This is a genomic window from Heyndrickxia vini (assembly GCF_016772275.1).
Taxonomy (GTDB): Bacteria; Bacillota; Bacilli; order Bacillales; family Bacillaceae_C; genus Heyndrickxia; species Heyndrickxia vini.
On the sequence record NZ_CP065425.1, the window covers coordinates 897445 to 914965 of the forward strand.

At 37.8% G+C, this 17521-nt stretch carries 16 protein-coding genes, 1 pseudogene and 1 riboswitch; of the genes and pseudogenes, 12 read left to right on the forward strand and 5 right to left on the reverse strand.

Going from position 1 to position 17521, the window contains the following annotated elements:
• Positions 1 to 114: 114 nt before the first annotated feature.
• From glmS to I5776_RS04515, 3 genes and pseudogenes are all read left to right on the forward strand, one after another.
• Positions 115 to 1950: a glutamine--fructose-6-phosphate transaminase (isomerizing) gene (gene glmS, locus I5776_RS04505; RefSeq protein WP_202779170.1), complete on the forward strand. Its 1836-nt coding sequence runs from the start codon at positions 115 to 117 to the stop codon at positions 1948 to 1950.
• Positions 1951 to 1976: 26 nt separating this feature from the next.
• Positions 1977 to 2385 (forward strand): annotated as a pseudogene (locus tag I5776_RS04510) (helix-turn-helix transcriptional regulator); the annotation flags it as partial.
• 177 nt (positions 2386 to 2562) lie between these two features.
• A complete protein-coding gene (locus tag I5776_RS04515; protein WP_202779172.1) occupies positions 2563 to 2967 on the forward strand; it encodes a VOC family protein in 405 nt (134 codons plus the stop codon).
• 624 nt (positions 2968 to 3591) lie between these two features.
• Here I5776_RS04515 and I5776_RS04520 read toward each other — a convergent pair.
• Positions 3592 to 5175: a catalase gene (locus tag I5776_RS04520; RefSeq protein WP_202779173.1), complete on the reverse strand. Its 1584-nt coding sequence runs from the start codon at positions 5173 to 5175 to the stop codon at positions 3592 to 3594.
• A 359-nt stretch (positions 5176 to 5534) separates the two neighbouring features.
• Between I5776_RS04520 and I5776_RS04525 the strand changes: the two genes are divergently transcribed.
• From I5776_RS04525 to I5776_RS04540, 4 genes are read left to right on the forward strand one after another with little or no spacing between them, the layout of a single operon-like run.
• A complete protein-coding gene (locus tag I5776_RS04525) occupies positions 5535 to 6074 on the forward strand; it encodes a GNAT family N-acetyltransferase (protein WP_202779174.1) in 540 nt (179 codons plus the stop codon).
• Between the two features lies 1 nt (position 6075).
• Positions 6076 to 6528, forward strand: a complete 453-nt coding sequence (locus I5776_RS04530) for a GNAT family N-acetyltransferase (RefSeq protein WP_202779175.1) — start codon at positions 6076 to 6078, stop codon at positions 6526 to 6528.
• A gap of 17 nt (positions 6529 to 6545) precedes the next feature.
• On the forward strand, positions 6546 to 7451 hold the full coding sequence (locus I5776_RS04535; protein WP_202779176.1) for a phosphotransferase family protein: 906 nt from the start codon (positions 6546 to 6548) through the stop codon (positions 7449 to 7451).
• Between the two features lie 27 nt (positions 7452 to 7478).
• Positions 7479 to 8057, forward strand: a complete 579-nt coding sequence (locus tag I5776_RS04540; protein ID WP_202779177.1) for a histidine phosphatase family protein — start codon at positions 7479 to 7481, stop codon at positions 8055 to 8057.
• Between the two features lie 53 nt (positions 8058 to 8110).
• Here I5776_RS04540 and I5776_RS04545 read toward each other — a convergent pair whose 3' ends face one another.
• Together I5776_RS04545 and I5776_RS04550 are read right to left on the reverse strand one after the other, a co-directional pair.
• Positions 8111 to 8614 (reverse strand): DinB family protein, encoded by a 504-nt coding sequence (locus I5776_RS04545; RefSeq protein ID WP_202779178.1) that lies wholly within the window; start codon positions 8612 to 8614, stop codon positions 8111 to 8113.
• Between the two features lie 70 nt (positions 8615 to 8684).
• A complete protein-coding gene (locus I5776_RS04550; protein ID WP_202779179.1) occupies positions 8685 to 9374 on the reverse strand; it encodes a DUF421 domain-containing protein in 690 nt (229 codons plus the stop codon).
• Between the two features lie 189 nt (positions 9375 to 9563).
• Between I5776_RS04550 and I5776_RS04555 the strand changes: the two genes are divergently transcribed.
• From I5776_RS04555 to I5776_RS04575, 5 genes are all read left to right on the forward strand, one after another.
• Positions 9564 to 10583 carry an ArsR/SmtB family transcription factor gene (locus I5776_RS04555; RefSeq protein ID WP_202779180.1) on the forward strand — a complete coding sequence of 340 codons (1020 nt, stop codon included), beginning with the start codon at positions 9564 to 9566 and terminating at the stop codon, positions 10581 to 10583.
• A 97-nt stretch (positions 10584 to 10680) separates the two neighbouring features.
• A complete protein-coding gene (locus tag I5776_RS04560; RefSeq protein WP_202779181.1) occupies positions 10681 to 11904 on the forward strand; it encodes an MFS transporter in 1224 nt (407 codons plus the stop codon).
• A 70-nt stretch (positions 11905 to 11974) separates the two neighbouring features.
• On the forward strand, positions 11975 to 12481 hold the full coding sequence (locus tag I5776_RS04565; RefSeq protein WP_202779182.1) for a DinB family protein: 507 nt from the start codon (positions 11975 to 11977) through the stop codon (positions 12479 to 12481).
• Positions 12482 to 12563: 82 nt separating this feature from the next.
• A riboswitch (ZMP/ZTP riboswitch) is annotated at positions 12564 to 12648 on the forward strand.
• A gap of 98 nt (positions 12649 to 12746) precedes the next feature.
• The gene (locus I5776_RS04570) at positions 12747 to 13592 is read left to right on the forward strand and encodes a bifunctional 5,10-methylenetetrahydrofolate dehydrogenase/5,10-methenyltetrahydrofolate cyclohydrolase (RefSeq protein ID WP_202779183.1); all 846 of its coding nucleotides are present in this window, start codon (positions 12747 to 12749) and stop codon (positions 13590 to 13592) included.
• Between the two features lie 366 nt (positions 13593 to 13958).
• A complete protein-coding gene (locus I5776_RS04575; RefSeq protein WP_202779184.1) occupies positions 13959 to 14747 on the forward strand; it encodes a lipid II flippase Amj family protein in 789 nt (262 codons plus the stop codon).
• Between the two features lie 497 nt (positions 14748 to 15244).
• Here I5776_RS04575 and I5776_RS04580 read toward each other — a convergent pair whose 3' ends face one another.
• Both I5776_RS04580 and I5776_RS04585 read right to left on the reverse strand, forming a co-directional pair.
• Entirely contained in the window at positions 15245 to 16390 is a 1146-nt protein-coding gene (locus tag I5776_RS04580) for an ABC transporter permease (RefSeq protein ID WP_202779185.1), read from the reverse strand.
• Positions 16390 to 17511 (reverse strand): ABC transporter permease, encoded by a 1122-nt coding sequence (locus I5776_RS04585; protein WP_202779186.1) that lies wholly within the window; start codon positions 17509 to 17511, stop codon positions 16390 to 16392. Before I5776_RS04585 ends, I5776_RS04580 begins: the two co-directional genes overlap by 1 nt.
• Positions 17512 to 17521: the final 10 nt, after the last annotated feature.

Consider the following 17521-nt stretch of genomic DNA (forward strand, 5'->3'; position numbering starts at 1 on the left):
AGGTTGCACTTAAACAATAATTAATGGTTATCTGTACCAGTCCTAGAACTTTTTCGTATATAATACTTGTAACGTAAATCCACATAAGTTTAATCAAATCGAGGTGATGAGGTCGTGAGTGGAATTGTTGGCTATATAGGAAAATCTTCGGCTCATACTATCATATTAGATTGTCTTACCCACTTGGATTACCGTGGGTACGATTCAGCTGGAATTGCCATATCGAATATGGAATCTATAGAGATACGTAAGGAAAAAGGCCGCATTGAGGATTTGGAAGCATTACTAGAGATTGAACCGATGACTAATGGGAAACTTGGAATCGGTCATACAAGATGGGCCTCACATGGTGCCCCTACAGTATTGAATGCACATCCATTAAGTGATGCGAATGAACAATTTTTTGTTGTTCATAATGGTATCATCGAAAATTATCGACAGCTTAAAAATATGTTAATTGAAAATGGTCACCATTTTATGACAGAGACCGATACAGAAGTGATTCCACATCTTCTTGCACATTTTGATACAGGAAATTTTGCGGAAACAGTTAGAATAGTTGTGCCACATCTAAAAGGTTCATTTGCTCTAGCAATCATGTCAAAAGACAATCCTGATACAATTATCGCAATCTCCCAAGAGAACCCTTTAATTATCGGTTTTGGTCAAGGTGAGGCATTTTTATCATCTGATATTTCTGCCCTTCTTTCTTATACGAAAGAAATATACCCAATCAAAAATGGTGAAATTGCGGTGCTTTCTTCCAAAGGGATAAAAGTCGAAACGGTTGAAGGAATGTCCATTCAACCAGAGAAAAAAATCATCGAATGGGATCAGGCTGATTTTAGCCGGCAAGAGCATGAGCATTATATGTTAAAAGAGATTATCGAACAACCGAAAGAGATTAAGAAAACATTAGAAGGCAGATTAATCGATGATCGTGTTCTTATTCCGGAACTTGAGATATTTTTAGCAGAACAAAACATTAATCAATATCAAAAAATTGATATCGTCGCTACTGGTACTGCCTACCACGCTGGAATGGTCGGAAAAAAAGTCATGCAATCGATGATCAATCTTCCTATCGAAGTATCAATTTCTTCCGAATTTCGCTATGAGCACGGACCGCTTAATGAGAAAAATCTCGTCATCTTCATCAGTCAATCGGGAGAAACAGCTGACACATTGTCCGCATTAAAAGAAGCTAAATCACATGGCAGCTCAACAATAGCAATTACAAATAGATCACGCAGTAATCTTGCACGGAAAGCAGATTGTATGATTTGTACGAATGCTGGACCAGAATTATCTGTTCCGGCGACTAAAGCCTATACGACACAAATTACCGTTTTACTGCTGCTCGCAATCGTGTTAACAGAAAAAACCAATGGTCCAGGAGTAGAACGGATTCCGGAAATGATAAAAGAATTGCACAATCTTTCTGAAGAAGTCGAGAAAACGTTAATTATGACTCAAGACGCAATTGATCAGTTCGCACAAGTGACAGAAGATCAAGACAGCCTGTTCCTTATTGGGAGGGGTCTCGATTATGTGCTTGCATTGGAAGGTGCACTTAAGCTGCAAGAAGTTGCCTATTTACACGCAGATGCCTATGCAGCAGGTGAAATGAAACACGGAACGATGGCGTTAATCACTCCGGGAGTTCCCGTCATTGCCCTTTCTACGCAAAATCATTTAAGGGATAAAACGATTAACAATATTAAAGAAATTAAGGCGAGAGATGCGTTCGTTGTTGGTGTCACAACAATTGGAGACGATGATATAAGTGAAATTGTAGATGAAGTCATGTATATTCCAGAAGTCCATCCATTCCTAATGCCGATCATTGCCGCCATCCCACTGCAGTTATTAGCCTATTATGCTGGTACGGTAAGAGGCTATGATGTCGATCGACCTCGTAATTTAGCAAAAAGCTTAACGGTTGAATGAAGAATGGGTTTCAAGGTGGGCAAACGATGAACAAAACAGACCGATTGTTAGCTATTGTGTTAGAGTTGCAACGTAAAGAGGTTGTACGTACCGATCATAGGCGCCCCTGAGACAGGATATTCCTTGATGGAAGGCTATTTTCTGCCGCCGATTAGTTTCACGGTACTAGAAGCCGTATGTTTGCTGATCGGAACGGATTTTATCGAACAACGATTTGATGATGATTATCGTGTCAGGGCTCAATCCGCTCGCGGTAAAATTGAGGACATTCTACCGGAGAATGTTCGCAATGAATCATCTCATGTACTCAAAGCTATGCGTTTGCTCATTTCCGATAAACACGTCACGCCATCAAAAGAAAAAGAGTACCTAGAAAAGATCCGTCGGGCGATATTAAACGAGCGAAAGATCAGCTTTCATTATACAAAAAAATTGCAGATTCCAAGAAAAATATTAAAACGCTACTGACATACTGTTGTCAGTAGCGTTTTTTTATAATCGGAGTAAGTAAGCAGAAAGGAGTGAGAGATAAATGCGAAGTATGTCATGCATCTGTCGGAGGGATGATTTAATACGGTATTGTATTATAAATTATAGAAAGGATGGTGTCTCGTGAATTTTGCTTCTGTACGCATCATTACCGACGACGTGGATCGTCTTGTCAATTTTTACGAAAAAGTCATGAGTGTGTCGGCGGAACGCCCCGCGGCTGCTTTTGCCGAACTTGTTGTGCCATCGTGCACTCTGGCGATTGGCCACTCCAAGACAGTGCCACTGTTTGGTGCTGGTTCCGCGGTGGCTGCAGATAATCATACTGTCATCATTGAGTTCCGTGTTAACGATGTCGATGCAGAATACGAGCGCTTGAAGCCGTTTGTCGACGAGTGGGTCAAGGAACCGACCACGATGCCGTGGGGGAACCGTACTATTCTGTTCCGTGATCCCGATGGCAACCTCGTTAATCTCTTCGAACCGGTGACGGAGGAAGCAATCAAAAGATTCCGCGGTAGGGGGTGACGACAGTTGAAGTGAGTGAGCCTCAATTTGAGGAGTTGCAATGACTCGTAATATATATGGCCATTTTGCCCTTGAATGTGCCGTTGATTTCTCCAGTGATACCATGTCTTTCTCGGTATGTCAATGATCCGTTAAGAAGCTTTTGAAGTATTAATAGCTGGTTTAAAGTTGGGAAAAACCGAAATCGTTGTCTTCACTCTCTAATATAATAAAATTATCTTGAAATCATGCCTTCAGTCAACGGACGCTTTAATTATGCAAGGATCACTAAAGTTATCAAACTTTTTTAAAAGGATGATTAAATTGAATATAGAAAAAGCGTGTTTTGATTAATTTTTTTTCAAAACACGCTTTTTCTATTTGCTCTTTTATCAAGGACTATTAAGTTAATTTTATTTAAATTTATTCCAATACTACAGATGTGGGTTCCGAGGACACCAGTTCTTTTATTTGTGAAAAAGTGGGTAATTTCAAATATTTGCGGACATGGTTCCGTAATTTTGATAAAAAATAATGGTTACCTTGTGCTTTTTCTTAAATAAGGTGCGTAGTGTCCTCTTAATCCATAAATCAGATTCATTTAATACAAATGAAGGGTCCTCTGTCCTTCACATGATAAGTTTACTAATAAGGTTCAGCCTCATGTCCTTTTTCAATAGCCTTTTCAGGAGCTTGATCACCATCTTTATTTCCAAGCGGTTTTTGACTGGAACCTTCTGCAGGAGCATTGGCCAATCCTTCTTTTAAACGGCGGCCATATTCTTCGTCCGCTTCCTCGGCTAGGGCAATCATCTTCTCTTGAATCCTTTTATCACATGGAGCGAGCCCGGATACAAGATTGGAAATTAACTCATCTTTTTCCCATTGTTCGAATTGACGATAAGTTTCTCCAGCCTGCTTTGTATTACTTTGACGATCAATCGATTCCCGGACGAGCTTCCCTTCGATATGTGGAGTATATTCTTTCCCCGTTTGCTCTGCTTCTTTTAATCCACCTAAGATAGATGGCTCATAATTGATATGTGGATTTTGTCCAGGTGCACGATCGACTTTATATTGCATTTGACCGCCGCTTTGATTTGTTGCTACGCGTTTCTTCGGGGCGTTAATCGGCAGCTGCAAATAATTTGCTCCAACGCGATATCTTTGTGTATCAGAATAGGAGAATGTGCGTCCTTGCAGCATTTTGTCATCAGAAAAATCCAGACCATCTACGAGAACCCCAGTTCCAAATGCGGCTTGTTCCACTTCGGTAAAATAATCCTCGGGATTTTTATTCAGAACCATTTTTCCGACGCGAAGCCACGGAAATTGATCTTCCGGCCAAAGCTTTGTATCATCGAGTGGATCAAAATCTAATTCGGGATGGTCATCATCACTCATTATTTGTACGAGCAACTCCCATTCAGGATATTCCCCTCGTTCAATCGCATCAAAAAGATCCTGTGTCGCATGATTGAAATTAGTTGCTTGAATTTCCTCCGCTTCCTTTTGGGTGAGGTTTTTAATGCCCTGCTTTGGTTCCCAGTGATATTTTACTAAAACGGCTTGTCCATCCTGATTGACCCATTTATATGTATTCACGCCAGATCCTTGCATCATTCGATAATTTGCCGGGATCCCCCATGGTGATTGAACGATAGTGACCATATGAAAGGTTTCCGGTGAATTCGCACAAAAGTCGAAAAACCGTTCATTATCTTGAAGATTCGTAACCGGGTCTGGTTTAAAAGCATGAATCATATCAGGGAATTTTATGGCATCACGGATAAAGAAAATTTTTAAGTTATTACCGACTAAATCCCAGTTTCCATCTTCTGTGTAAAATTTCACGGCAAACCCACGCGGGTCTCTTAATGTTTCGGGTGAATGCCCACCGTGAATTACGGTTGAAAAACGTACAAAAACAGGGGTTCTTTTCCCTTTTTCTTGAAACAACTTTGCACGTGTATAGTTAGATGCGGGCTCATCTCCTGCTGTCCCATAAGCTTCAAAATAACCATGGGCACCGGCCCCGCGTCCGTGAACTACCCGCTCAGGAATCCGCTCACGATCAAAATGACTAATCTTTTCAATAAAATCATAATTTTCCAATGTGGCAGGCCCGCGATTCCCTACAGTGCGGATACTTTGGTTATTTGTAACGGGATGACCTTGACGATTCGTTAGTGTATCTTCACTTTCAATATTTGTTTGCTTCTCTGTCATACTTTCATCTCCTTTACAATTTCTAACATTCTTCCCTGTATAATTTGCTCTTTGTGTCAGCTAAATATTCGAATAAAGGGATCATCTTAAAAATATGCTGTTTTCATATAATTTGTTTGTTTTACAATGAACCGTTCCTTTCCGCTACAGGCACTTGCTTTCCGCGGGGCTGGCGATGAGCCTCCTCATCGCTTCGCTCTTGCGGGGTCTCATCTGTCCAGCTAATCCCGCAGGAGTCAAGTGCCTTCCGCTCCAATCCACTCTGCGCTTTTAATATTCGCATCAGTCTTTTAGAAAAGAGACTAAAATAAAAGGAGAATAAGCATGTTTTGAAGAAGAAAAAAAGGGAGGTGATCTAGTTGATCTATTTTGAAACGGAAAGACTGCTGATGAGGGATTTTGACCGAGAGGATTTGCCGGAGTTTAGAAGGATGAATGAAGATCCAGAAGTTATGAGGTTCTTTCCGAAAATACGTACCTATGAGGAAACCGATGCTTTTTACGAAGCCATTTTAAAAGAATTTGAAACATACGGTTTTGGCTTATTTGCAGTTGAACGAAAAGATACGGGGGAGTTTATCGGATTTATCGGCTTTCATCGAGCGACATTTGAGGCAGATTTCACGCCATGTATAGAAATCGGTTGGCGCTTAAAAAAAGAGGCATGGGGTTATGGATTTGCGACAGAAGGGGCTAGGGGGTGCTTGAAGTATGCTGAGGACCACTATAATTTCGAAAATATTTATAGTTTTACAGCAAAAATAAATTCTCCTTCTGAAAGTGTGATGCAAAAAATTGGCTTGCAAAAAGTGGGGAATTTTGCGCATCCAAACATGGAAGAAACCCATCCTTTATCGGAGCATGTTCTGTACGCGTTAAAAAATGAGGTAGGTGAATAGAATGGAGATAAGGAACTTATATTTGAATGAAGATCCACCAATGGAGCTATTATTATTAGCTGATCCCTCTAAAAAACTAATAGAGGAATATGTAAAGAGAGGTCAATGCTTTATTGCTGAACGAAATGGCAAAATTATTGGCGAATATGTGTTGCTTCCAACAAGACCCGAAACTGTTGAATTAGTGAATATTGCCGTTGAAGAAGAACAGCAAGGAAATGGAGTTGGAAAACAATTAGTCTGTCATGCCATTGAACAGGCAAAAATACAAGGTTTTAAAACAATCGAAGTTGGGACAGGGAATTCAAGTATTTCACAGCTCGCTCTTTATCAAAAATGCGGATTTCGCATGATAGGTATTGATCGAGATTTTTTCATCCGGCACTATAACGAGGAAATCTATGAAAATGGAATACACACAATTGATATGGTTCGCCTATCACAAGACCTTTAAATATTTGGAGGAACAGAATGAAATCTGTATTATCTGATCAAGTGCTGGATTGGGTGCGAAAGTCTGTCGGTTCAACTACTGAGATCCGCTCAATTAAAAGGCTGTACGGTGGAACCTCCTCTATTGTTCACCACCTTTCATTTACAACAGGAGATGTCGTATTGCGTCAATTTGATAACGAAGAATGGCTGAAGGAAGAACCAGACTTAGCTAGACATGAAGCAGAGAGCTTGCGTAAGGCAATGAAAACGTCTATCCCAACACCGGAAATCATCGCGTTTGATGAAACAGGGGATGAATGTGGTGGGATGCCTGCCGTTCTTATGACAAAACTGGAAGGAACGGTTCAATTAAAACCCCAACAAATGGAGAGATGGTTGGCTGAAATGGCTGAATCCCTCGTTCAAATCCATTCGGTTCAGGCGGATGACTTTCCGTGGACATATTTTACATACAAAGACTTAGCGAAGCTAGAAATTCCAGATTGGTCGAGTTATCCAGAATTATGGGGGGCTGTATTCGACTTTGTGAGAGTACCGCGTCCACAAGTGAGGCCATGTTTTATCCATAGAGATTACCATCCAACGAACATATTATGGGAAGATGATAAAGTCAGTGGCGTTGTCGATTGGGTGAATGCTTGCAGTGGTCCTGCAGGGATTGATATCGGACATTGCCGATTAAATTTAGCAATGCTATATGGCGTTTCCACTGCTGATGCGTTTCTATCAGCCTATGAAAAACTAGCTGGATATTCATTCAGTTATCATCCATATTGGGATTTGTTGTCTCTGATTGATATCCTATTTGGTCCTCCAGAGGTTTTTCCGGGATGGATTGCATTTGGAATGACTAGTCTCACAGACCAAATGATGGTCGAACGTTTAGATCAATATATGAAAAGTGTGTTAAATAGAATATAGACATTTTTATAGGGAGATGAGGAGAATATGACACGGATCGGCTTTATTCGCCATGGAAGTACGGCTTGGAATAAAGAAAAAAGAGCACAAGGAAACTCCAACATACCGCTGGATGAAGAAGGGCAATTGCAGGCGAGGAAACTAGCAGAAAGAATGAGTCAAGAAAAATGGGATGTGATTTATTCTAGTGATTTATTGAGGGCAAGGCGGACAGCCGAAATTATTGGAGAAAAAATGCAGCATCTTCCTATTCATTTCGACGAAAGGCTTCGTGAAGTGAGTGGTGGTCAAATTGAAGGAACTACTGAATCGGAGAGAATTTCAAAATGGGGTTCTAGTTGGAGAGAACTGGACTTAGGAATCGAAAAGGTGGATAGTGTGATAAAAAGAGGGCGCCCATTAATAGAGGAGATTATCACTGAACATCACTCAAAAAATATATTAATTGTTACTCATGGTGGGTTTATTCAATGTCTATTATCTGATCTTGTCCCCAAATTAAATCAAGAACAGTCGTTGAAAAACACGTCGTTAACCAAAATTTTCCGAAGCGAAAATGAATGGGAATGTGAATTATTTAATTGTGCAATTCATTTAAATGAATAATAAAAATGCGATCCTTTAGATGGCTTGACATCAAGGATCGCATTTAATTGTCTTTACATTTTCGGCGCTTCCATTCCCATTTTCGCCCATTCTTCTTTAGATGGTCCGTAAATTCCTGGTACAGTCACTCCGGCTTGACGCATCAAGACTGTCATTTGACCGCGATGGTGAATTTGATGATGAATGATAAACAATAATAAATTGCCGTTTGACATGTCCATTCCGAAAATATTATGAACCTCTTGCAATTTTTCATCAGTCCACTGCGTTTTAACCGCTTCTTGATAGGCTTCAGTTATTTTTTTATACTGCTCGGCAATATATTGTGCAGAATCAGGTACAGGAAAATCTTTATCAGGCCCATCGAATGTGAGACCGGATTGTGAGCCAATCACTTTAATAGCAGTTGTCACATGCCATGCAGTACGACCTAATGTCCAATGACCTGGTGCAGTTTCTTGTTGCAATGATTCATCAGTTAGTTGGTCTAATACTTTCTGAGTTTGCATGGCTTCATACTTCCACATTTGTAAAAATCCATCTATAGTTTGAAACATAAAAACTCCTCCTCAACATTTTATATTAATACTATTCTCTTTTAGCGTTCATTTACCTCTATCAAAATGATTATAACTTAATTTTTGCATCCACGTAAATTGTTCCGTCTGTTTGCAATTCTGCATAAAAAATATCTTCAACTTGTTGGAATCCTTTTAGATGTAATTCGTTTGTTAACCAGTTTTCATTAATATTTAGTTCTGTTAAATTTCTGCTTACAATTTTACCGTCGACAATCAGTTCCGTCGGCATATAGGGTCTTCTTTTTACTAGTATGTTGGAATCTTTTTTCGTAACGGGTTCGTATTCCTCTTTTTTGAGAACGCTAAGTTGTCCGTTAGGTTCTAAAATGGCATACTCTACTTCAGAAACAGCAAACACGTTTTTAATACGTAGAAGCATCGTTATATCATCCATATTTAATTTATTGGAAGAGAGAGCTTTCTCAATAATTTTTCCATGCTTGATAAGTATGGTAGGCTCTCCGTCTAAAAGGACTCTTGCTTTAGACGATTTAAAGACGATAAACTCTATCGATGCGGTTAGGAAGACCCACAAGGCAATCCCGGTAATCCCATCAATAATTTTAATATCTTTATGGATCACCATTTCTCCAACTATATTTCCAAGGGCAAGACCAGTTATGTACGAAAAAAAAGACATTTGGCTAATTTGCTTTTTTCCAAGCAGACGGATCAAAATAAATAAAACAAAAAAACCAATAAAAGTCCGAATAATAGTACTAGAAATCGAATCCATCTTTTCCCCCACTCAATCAACATCATAAATAAACATCCATTATCAAATAATATGACACAAATAATTACAACATATGTAAAAAGGGTACCTGACACCTATTTTTATTTAAGTCGAATATGTTTGTTGACATTCATCGAATCTGTGTTGTATATTATGTTTAAATAAAGTGTGGATGGGAGTGTGGTGTTGATGGGGCAGGGTGGAGAAAATATTATCTTTATTAGTTCTCCTGTGTTTGAACAGTTGTCATCGATGTTTGTTGTTCAAGGTGATATTCAATCTTCGGTAGGGGCAGCGAATGAGGTGCAAAAATGGGTGGAAGAGAGAAGACGTACGATTCCACAGAAGTTAAAGAACGATTTAGACGTCTTCTTTAGTAAGGAAACATTTATTGGAATGAGTATGATCCGTTATGCATATGAAAACAATTGTTATGAATCAGTCCCTAACTTTATTCACCAGTTAGAATCTGAGGAACCATATCAACTTTTCATGCGCTTTCTACAAACAGGTTTTACGCCTGATGAGGTATCAAACATACTAGATATTCAAGAAGTGAGTCATTTTATAAAACAAACAAACTTACCTGAAAGTGAAAAGTGGAAATTAACTTATTTATATGTTGATATAGAAAACACAAAACAACGTTTTGTTAATTTAATTAAACAATACTATGAATTTTACTTTAAAGATGATATTCCATACTTCTTAAAAAAACAACAAGAAAGCATTGCTGATTTATATGATAAACAACAAGATTTAACGAGAGTGCAAGTCGGTAATATTTTTCCGGTCATCCCTTCACATGTGCTGGAAAATAAAGAAATTAAACTGATTCTCTCACCTTCTTTTTTTTATGATACCGCATCCTTAACGTCTGATAGTGATGATTCATTTATTTATCATTTTGGAATGAACGAAATGAAAAAAAATAAAATGAGCCAAGACGATGTATTAGATGCGATAAAAGTTGTTGCAGATGAAAAACGAATAAAGATTATTCAACTATTAAATAAATCACCCAGATATGGATATGAGTTAGCCAACACACTTAATCTATCGAATTCTACGGTTTCACATCATCTATCTACACTTAGCTCGATTGGAATTGTTTATTCAACAAGAATTGAAAATAAAGTTTATTATCAGCTTCATAAAGAAAAACTGCAAGTATTGATGGAAACATTAACAAAGTCATTGCTTGACTGAGAGGGATCCATTTTGTGGATTCTATCTTTTTATTTCCATATTCGATTAATATCGAATGATACATTCTATGTAAGCGATTGAGAATAGGGGAGAATGAATGAAAATGAATCTATTAAAAAATAAAAGCTTCGTCCTATTGTGGATAGGAAATGCTGTATCCTTATTAGGAAACCGTTTTTATAATATTGCCATCATGTGGTATATCATCGAGAAAACAGGATCGTCTATCGCATTAGGACTAAGTGTTCTTTGCTTTACTGTTCCTTCCGTATTGATTATGCCTTTTGTTGGCGTACTAGCGGATAGGAACATAAAAAAACAACTTCTCGTCGGATCTGATTTGTTGAATGGTTGTATTATGATTGTGATCGCTGCTCTTATGTTTTTTGATGGGTTTCCTCTCGCACTATTATATGTACTTATGATTATCTCATCAGTCGTATCTGCCTTTTTTAGTCCGACAATCGGGGCAACCATCCCATTAATTGTTGGAAAGCCCCATTTAACTAAGGCAAATTCGTTTATGCAGGTGACTAATCAATTGTCAAATATTCTTGGTCCGGCACTGGCTGGTATCTTACTTGCATTGACCAATATGTGGCTTCTATTTTTAATAAATGGGATATCTTATATTATTTCCGCTATTAGTGAACTTTTCATTCATGTTCCTAAAATAGATATTGGCCATGTTAAAAAACATTTTTTCCTACAATTTAAAGAAGGATTAAGTTATGTGATTCGGTATAAAAATCTTCTTCATTTAATCATTGTTGGTGGCGTTATCATTAATTTTTTTCTTGCACCATTGAATGTATTTATCACGATTCTTTGTAACCAAGTGTTAAAAGTCGGATCTAGCGGAATGGGTATAGTTGATGCTGCAATTTCTGTCGGTGCCTTAATCGGGAGTATACTCATTTTACTAAATGTCATGAAAGACAAAATAAAAATGGTCATAATAGGTTTGTCTATCGAAGGTCTTGCCTTATTAATCGCAGGAATATTTACAAACAGCTATTTAGCAATGCTTTTCTTCGCGGCCATTTTGGGTTTAGGGATCAGCTTCGCAAGTGTTGGTATCGGCACATTATACCAAACGTTGGTACCCGAAAATAAAATTGGACGCGTTAGTAGCCTTTTGTCCACATTATCTACAATCATTGTCCCGATAGGAACAATGGTCGGTTCATCGATTATTAATCATCTCTCAATTTCATTGGTGTTAAACATATCGGGGATATTAGTCACACTGTCCGGCTTATCATTAATTATCACGCTTAAAAATAAAAGTGAAAATAAAACCGAAAGCTTAAGTTATTGAAAATTAATAAAGGAAAACGATAGCCTTTTCATGAATTAGTATAGAGAAAACGGTTGAAGGAGGATTTTCATTGGATCATTCACTGCAGCTTTATCAATATCATCTCTGGGCGAACAAAACAATTTTTAACCACCTAAAAGACATACCGGAAACTTACTCGAAAGAAGTAAACAGTGTTTTTTCATCGGTAAAAGAGGTGCTCTATCATCTGTATCAAGTCGATTATGTTTGGTTACGAACCATTTCAGGGGACCCATTCGAAGACATTGTCGCATCCATTCCCCAACTGAAGGAAGAGAACGCTAATAATACGATCGAAGAAATGGAAGAGGCATTTGTAAATTTAGCTGAGAAGTATAAAGCATTCATCAATGATCAAGAAGATATGAATCGTCGTTTCTCTATTCACCATCCAAAGTACGGAACCCTAAATGCAACCTATGCCGAGTTAATCCAACATGTCGTCAACCATGGAACCTATCATCGTGGAAACATTACCGCAATCTTAAGACAGCTAGGGTATACAGGAGTTCAAACAGATTATGTATCCTATTTATTCATTTTGAATCAATCGTAAATGTAAACTTTTGTTCTCGATATTTCACCAGATATACATTTACGATAAAAAATCAATATGCTACTATTAACATATAATAAATATACAGCATGGTAACTGACGACATTTGTGGAGTTAACCACAAGGGAGCCGTGCTTTTATAGAGTCGGGTCGTCTGGGCAGAGATAAGGAGGGGAATATGACCATCTTTATCTCTTTTTATTTTTTATAGTTCTTTTCCATATAATAGATTAATGGAAAAGCCATTTTTAAAGGAGGATCTTCAATGGAAAACCTTATTTTAGATGGAAGAAAAGTTGCTCAGAGTATTAAAAATCAATTAGTGGAACGGGTACAAGTGCTAAAGGAGAAGGGAGTTACGCCTTGCTTAGCAACGATTTTAGTCGGTGATGACCCATCTTCAGCAACCTATGTAAAAATGAAAGGAAATGAATGCGAAAAAATAGGCATAAAATCATTGCGCATCCATCTCCCGAAAGAAACAGAAACAAATCAATTACTTGAAACCATTCAGAAGTTAAATGAAGATAATTCAGTACATGGTATTTTGCTGCAGCATCCCGTCCCATCCCATATTGATGAGCGAAAAGCATTCGAAACGATTTCAATTGAAAAAGATGTTGACGGTGTAACAAGCTATGGATACGGTCAAACTGCACTTGGTTTTGGAAAATATCCTTCTTGCACACCAGCAGCAATTATGAGTATTCTCAATTACTATCAAATTCCGATTGAAGGAAAACATGCCGTCGTTATTGGAAGAAGCCCAATTCTAGGGAAACCAGTATCTGCTTTGCTTCTAAATGAAAATGCTACAGTAACGACCTGTCATTCCAGAACGACAAATTTATCGGAGGTTGTTCAATTAGGAGATATTGTCGTAGCCGCAGTCGGGAAACCGAATTTTATTCAAGGCGATTGGATAAAAAAAGGCGCCGTTGTTCTCGATGCAGGGTATAACAAAGGAAATATCGGTGATGTTGATTATGACGCATGCAGTGAAAAGGCAAGCGCAATTACCCCCGTTCCCGGAGGCGTCGGCCCTGTAACCATCTCGATGCTACTAAAACATACCGTAGATGCAGCCGAAGAAACAATAAGCAAACATTGACCTATTCATTAGTGAATAGGTTTTTATGTGTTTAAATTAATTATAAGAAAGACTGTTTTCTAAAGGGAGTTTGCTCTGAACAATGTTGAAAACGCTGAGTGAATTAGAGCGAAAGGAACCTGACTCCAGCGGGATATAGAGGAAAGGTCGAGACCCCACAGGCGCAAGCGCCGAGGAGGCTCGACTTCCTCCCCGCGGAAAGCAGGTTCCTGTAGCGGAAAGGAACGGTCCAGTCCAGTGTCCTAACATTAATTCTTTACAAAATAGCCAACAAAAAGAAGGAAAATAATTAATAAACAAAGAATGTTTGATGATAGAATTAGTAATAGGAATGTTAACGGTGACTATATACATAGGGGGACCACCATGGATCTTCGTTTAATCGAATTGATTGGATTAACTATCATCATTCATTTAATTGATACACTCGCATATTCTGTCAGACTAAACTCCGTAAAAAGCGGAAAATATGCATTATCTCTATCGTTATTTAATATATTTGTTCTTATTTCCAGAACGGCAAATATGTTTCAAGCACCATTGCTTGGATTAATCATTGGTTTGAGTATTGAAAAGGGACTAAACCCTAAATGGGATTTACATCTCGTTATTTTTGCGGCAACGACCGGAACACTATTGGGCATTGTCCTGATCCCAACATTTTTAAAGATTTTTTCAAAAGCGGTCGATAAACTTGATATTAAAGGATCAGTTCCTTCAATTGTTGTAGAGGCCCTCCATATTAACAATATTAAACGAATGGTAAAAAGTACGACAAAACCGCGTAAGTCAATGTGGGAAAAGTTACGTTATAAAGAAATTCCGAAAAGACTACTAATCTTAAATACAATTATTACAGCAGTTTATACAATCGGGGTGCTATCTGCTTTTTATGCATCTACCTTTGTTGATGAAAAGTATCGTCTAGCTACTTCGGCCTCATCAGGGATGATTAATGGGGTTGCATCGATCTTATTAACATTGCTTGTCGATCCTAAATCAGCCATTATTACTGATCAAGCATTGAGAGGAAAGCGACCTTATGGCGATGTAAAAGCCTTAGTTATTTTACTAATAGGATCCAAGTTAGTCGGGACACTCCTTGGACAAGTATTACTTGAACCGGCCGCACGGATTATTGCCTTTTTTAATTGAGCAAATGGGAAAAGCACGGGATGCCTTGTTCGGGTAATTTAGTACGTGGATTATATTACGATTACAGAGGTTCAAAGCATCTAAATGAAGTTTACTTAGATTTTTGAAACATAAAAATTCTTATCCTTTATTGAGTAACCAGGATATTTAAACTAAACGGAGATTTTCCGGTTAACCTGCAGGATAGCGCTCAGTTTGGGAGGGTTAAGCGGAGATTTTCCGATTAAGTAAAGAAAAACTACCCATTTTTACGTTTTTTAAGTAAATAGCCGGAATCTTTCCGTCTATTTGACTTATATTTAATGCTATTTCCTATTTAAGAGAAATTTCTCCGCCTATTTATCAAACTCACTCTAGCAGCAAATGAACCTGTACAATTTACGGTGGATTCGAGAAAAAAAGGCATAGAGATATTTGCATTTTTAACTGTGATGTTTTGCTGTAGCTAGACAATAACCCCTGTTCCTAATCATCCGGAACAGGGGTTCATAATTGAATTAAACAAAATTTCTTGTATCTTGATTGCGACTAAACTTATAAATGGCGATTAAGAAAAAGGCGGCAGCGAAAGCAAGTAAAATCATAATGTTTAGGTACAAACTGCCAAGGGTATTACCGTTTTGTAATTTCGTTAATGTATCCAATGTCCATCGCTGCGGCAGGAAATTAGCCACCTTTTGAATGGAAGAGGGCATTACCTCAACCGGCCAAAAACAGCCCGATAACATAACAGTTGGCATGACGATTAAATTTTGTAATGCACCTGCAGCACTTCGATTGTTAGCAAAGGAAGTCGTCAGTAACGAAATTCCAATAGCAATTAAAGCAAAGAGGAACATGACAGCCAATGCTTCCCAAAAAGGAATATTTAGATCGATGTGAAATATTGTCGTCATGACGGTTAACGTGATAAGGACCTGAACAATCATTACAATCATATTTACAATCATATTGGAAAGTATATATGTTCTCGCATTGATCGGTGTTGAAAGCAATCGAAAATACGTACGATTTTCTTTTTCAGAAAGAATGATCTCCGACATATTTCCAGCTGACAAAAGCATAATCATGATTAAAAATCCGATGGTTTGATGGGTCATCTCATTATTTTTTGATGTGTCAGCTAATGATTTTGTTATTAGTTTGTAATTTGTTTTTTGAAAGTTTTTGTACATAGAATCAAAGGTTTGTTGGTTTCCGTTAGCGACCTTACCGAAAGTAGAAATATTATCGATATATTGATATAAATAGGATTTTATAAACCCAGTAATTTCTGCACCTTTAATAGATGTCAGCTGAATATGATTTGGCTCACCATGTAACACACTTTCCGAATAGCCCTGGTCAAAAGTAATTACGGTATCGAGTGACCCTGATGTTATCTTTTCCTGTACATTGGATTCTTCAATCTTTGTAATTTTCACATTGTCTAGGTCTTCCAGAAATTTTATTGTATCGGCTGTGATTTGACTCTTGTCATGATTTACTACACCAACATGAAGGCTCATCTTTTGATCACTGCCATAAGCAATTAAAGAAATGAAGATTCCGATAAGTGGCATTAATAGATACATAATAATATTTTTCTTTTGTTTAAATGTCATGCTTAATGTGTTTTGAACTAACCAAATAATATCCTTCATTATAATCCCTCCCGTCTTCGCATTGAAATTACTGATATGAGTAGGAATAAAATGGCGATTCCGATATTTAAGCTGATGGCTGGAATCGCAGCCGATAGATCATTTGCATAAATAATTTTCGTTACCGCTCGATTAATCCATGTAAGCGGGGAAAGTTCCGTAATAAATTTGAAAAATCCTTCTGGGTTTTCAATTTTAAAATAAGCGCCTCCGAAAAATGATGCTAATTGGATTACTAACATAAGGATCACTCTTGTTGACGCGGTTGACTTTGTCACATAACTAAGTCCGAGTCCAAGACTGACAGCAAAGATTACTTCAGTTAATAAAACTAGAAATAGGATGCCATAATGATCGCCCCAATTCGCATTAAAGAGAATTTTGCTAAAAAGCACGACTATGAGAATACAAACTATATTTAAGACGATACTTCCTGCAACCTTCCCAATGAAAATTTCACTTTTTCGAACGGGTGAAACAATTAATCGATCGCCTGTTTTTCGCGCCCTTTCACCCGAAATAAGGGAACTTGCAGACATTGCCCCATATAAAGCAATCATTGTTGTCATGACAATCGCGTAATAATCCATTGAGCCTGGTGCTTTTTTCGGTAAAAGAGAAGCATTTTTAATGTAGTCATGGTGCTTCTCTGTTGAAAAAACTGTTCCCATTTGATCAGGAGCAATTTTTACAACCTCCTGGGCAACATTATATTTATCGACAAAAGAAGTAAGCATACCTTGCAAAATACTGCCTTCTATACTATTTCGTTCATTAAGATACAGCTGGATACCCTTTTGATTTACCTCAAGGTAACCATCATATTTGTTTTGTTTTACAGCCTTTTTTCCGGATTCATTTTCCGACGCTTTTTTAAAATGAATCCCCGATTGTTTTGCTTCATCAACAAAACGAGTGAAATACTGAGATAATTCTCCGTTTGCTTGATCTTTATATAAAACATTCATATCGTCTATTTGGATACTTGTTGAAAATGTATTCGACAATGCAGTACCGAGTATAAGCATAAGCACAATCGGGAAAGCGAGCAAAAATACTAACGTACGAATATCGCGGAAATCACTTCTAATTTCCTTCCATGCAATATTGATGATATTCAACGAAATGACC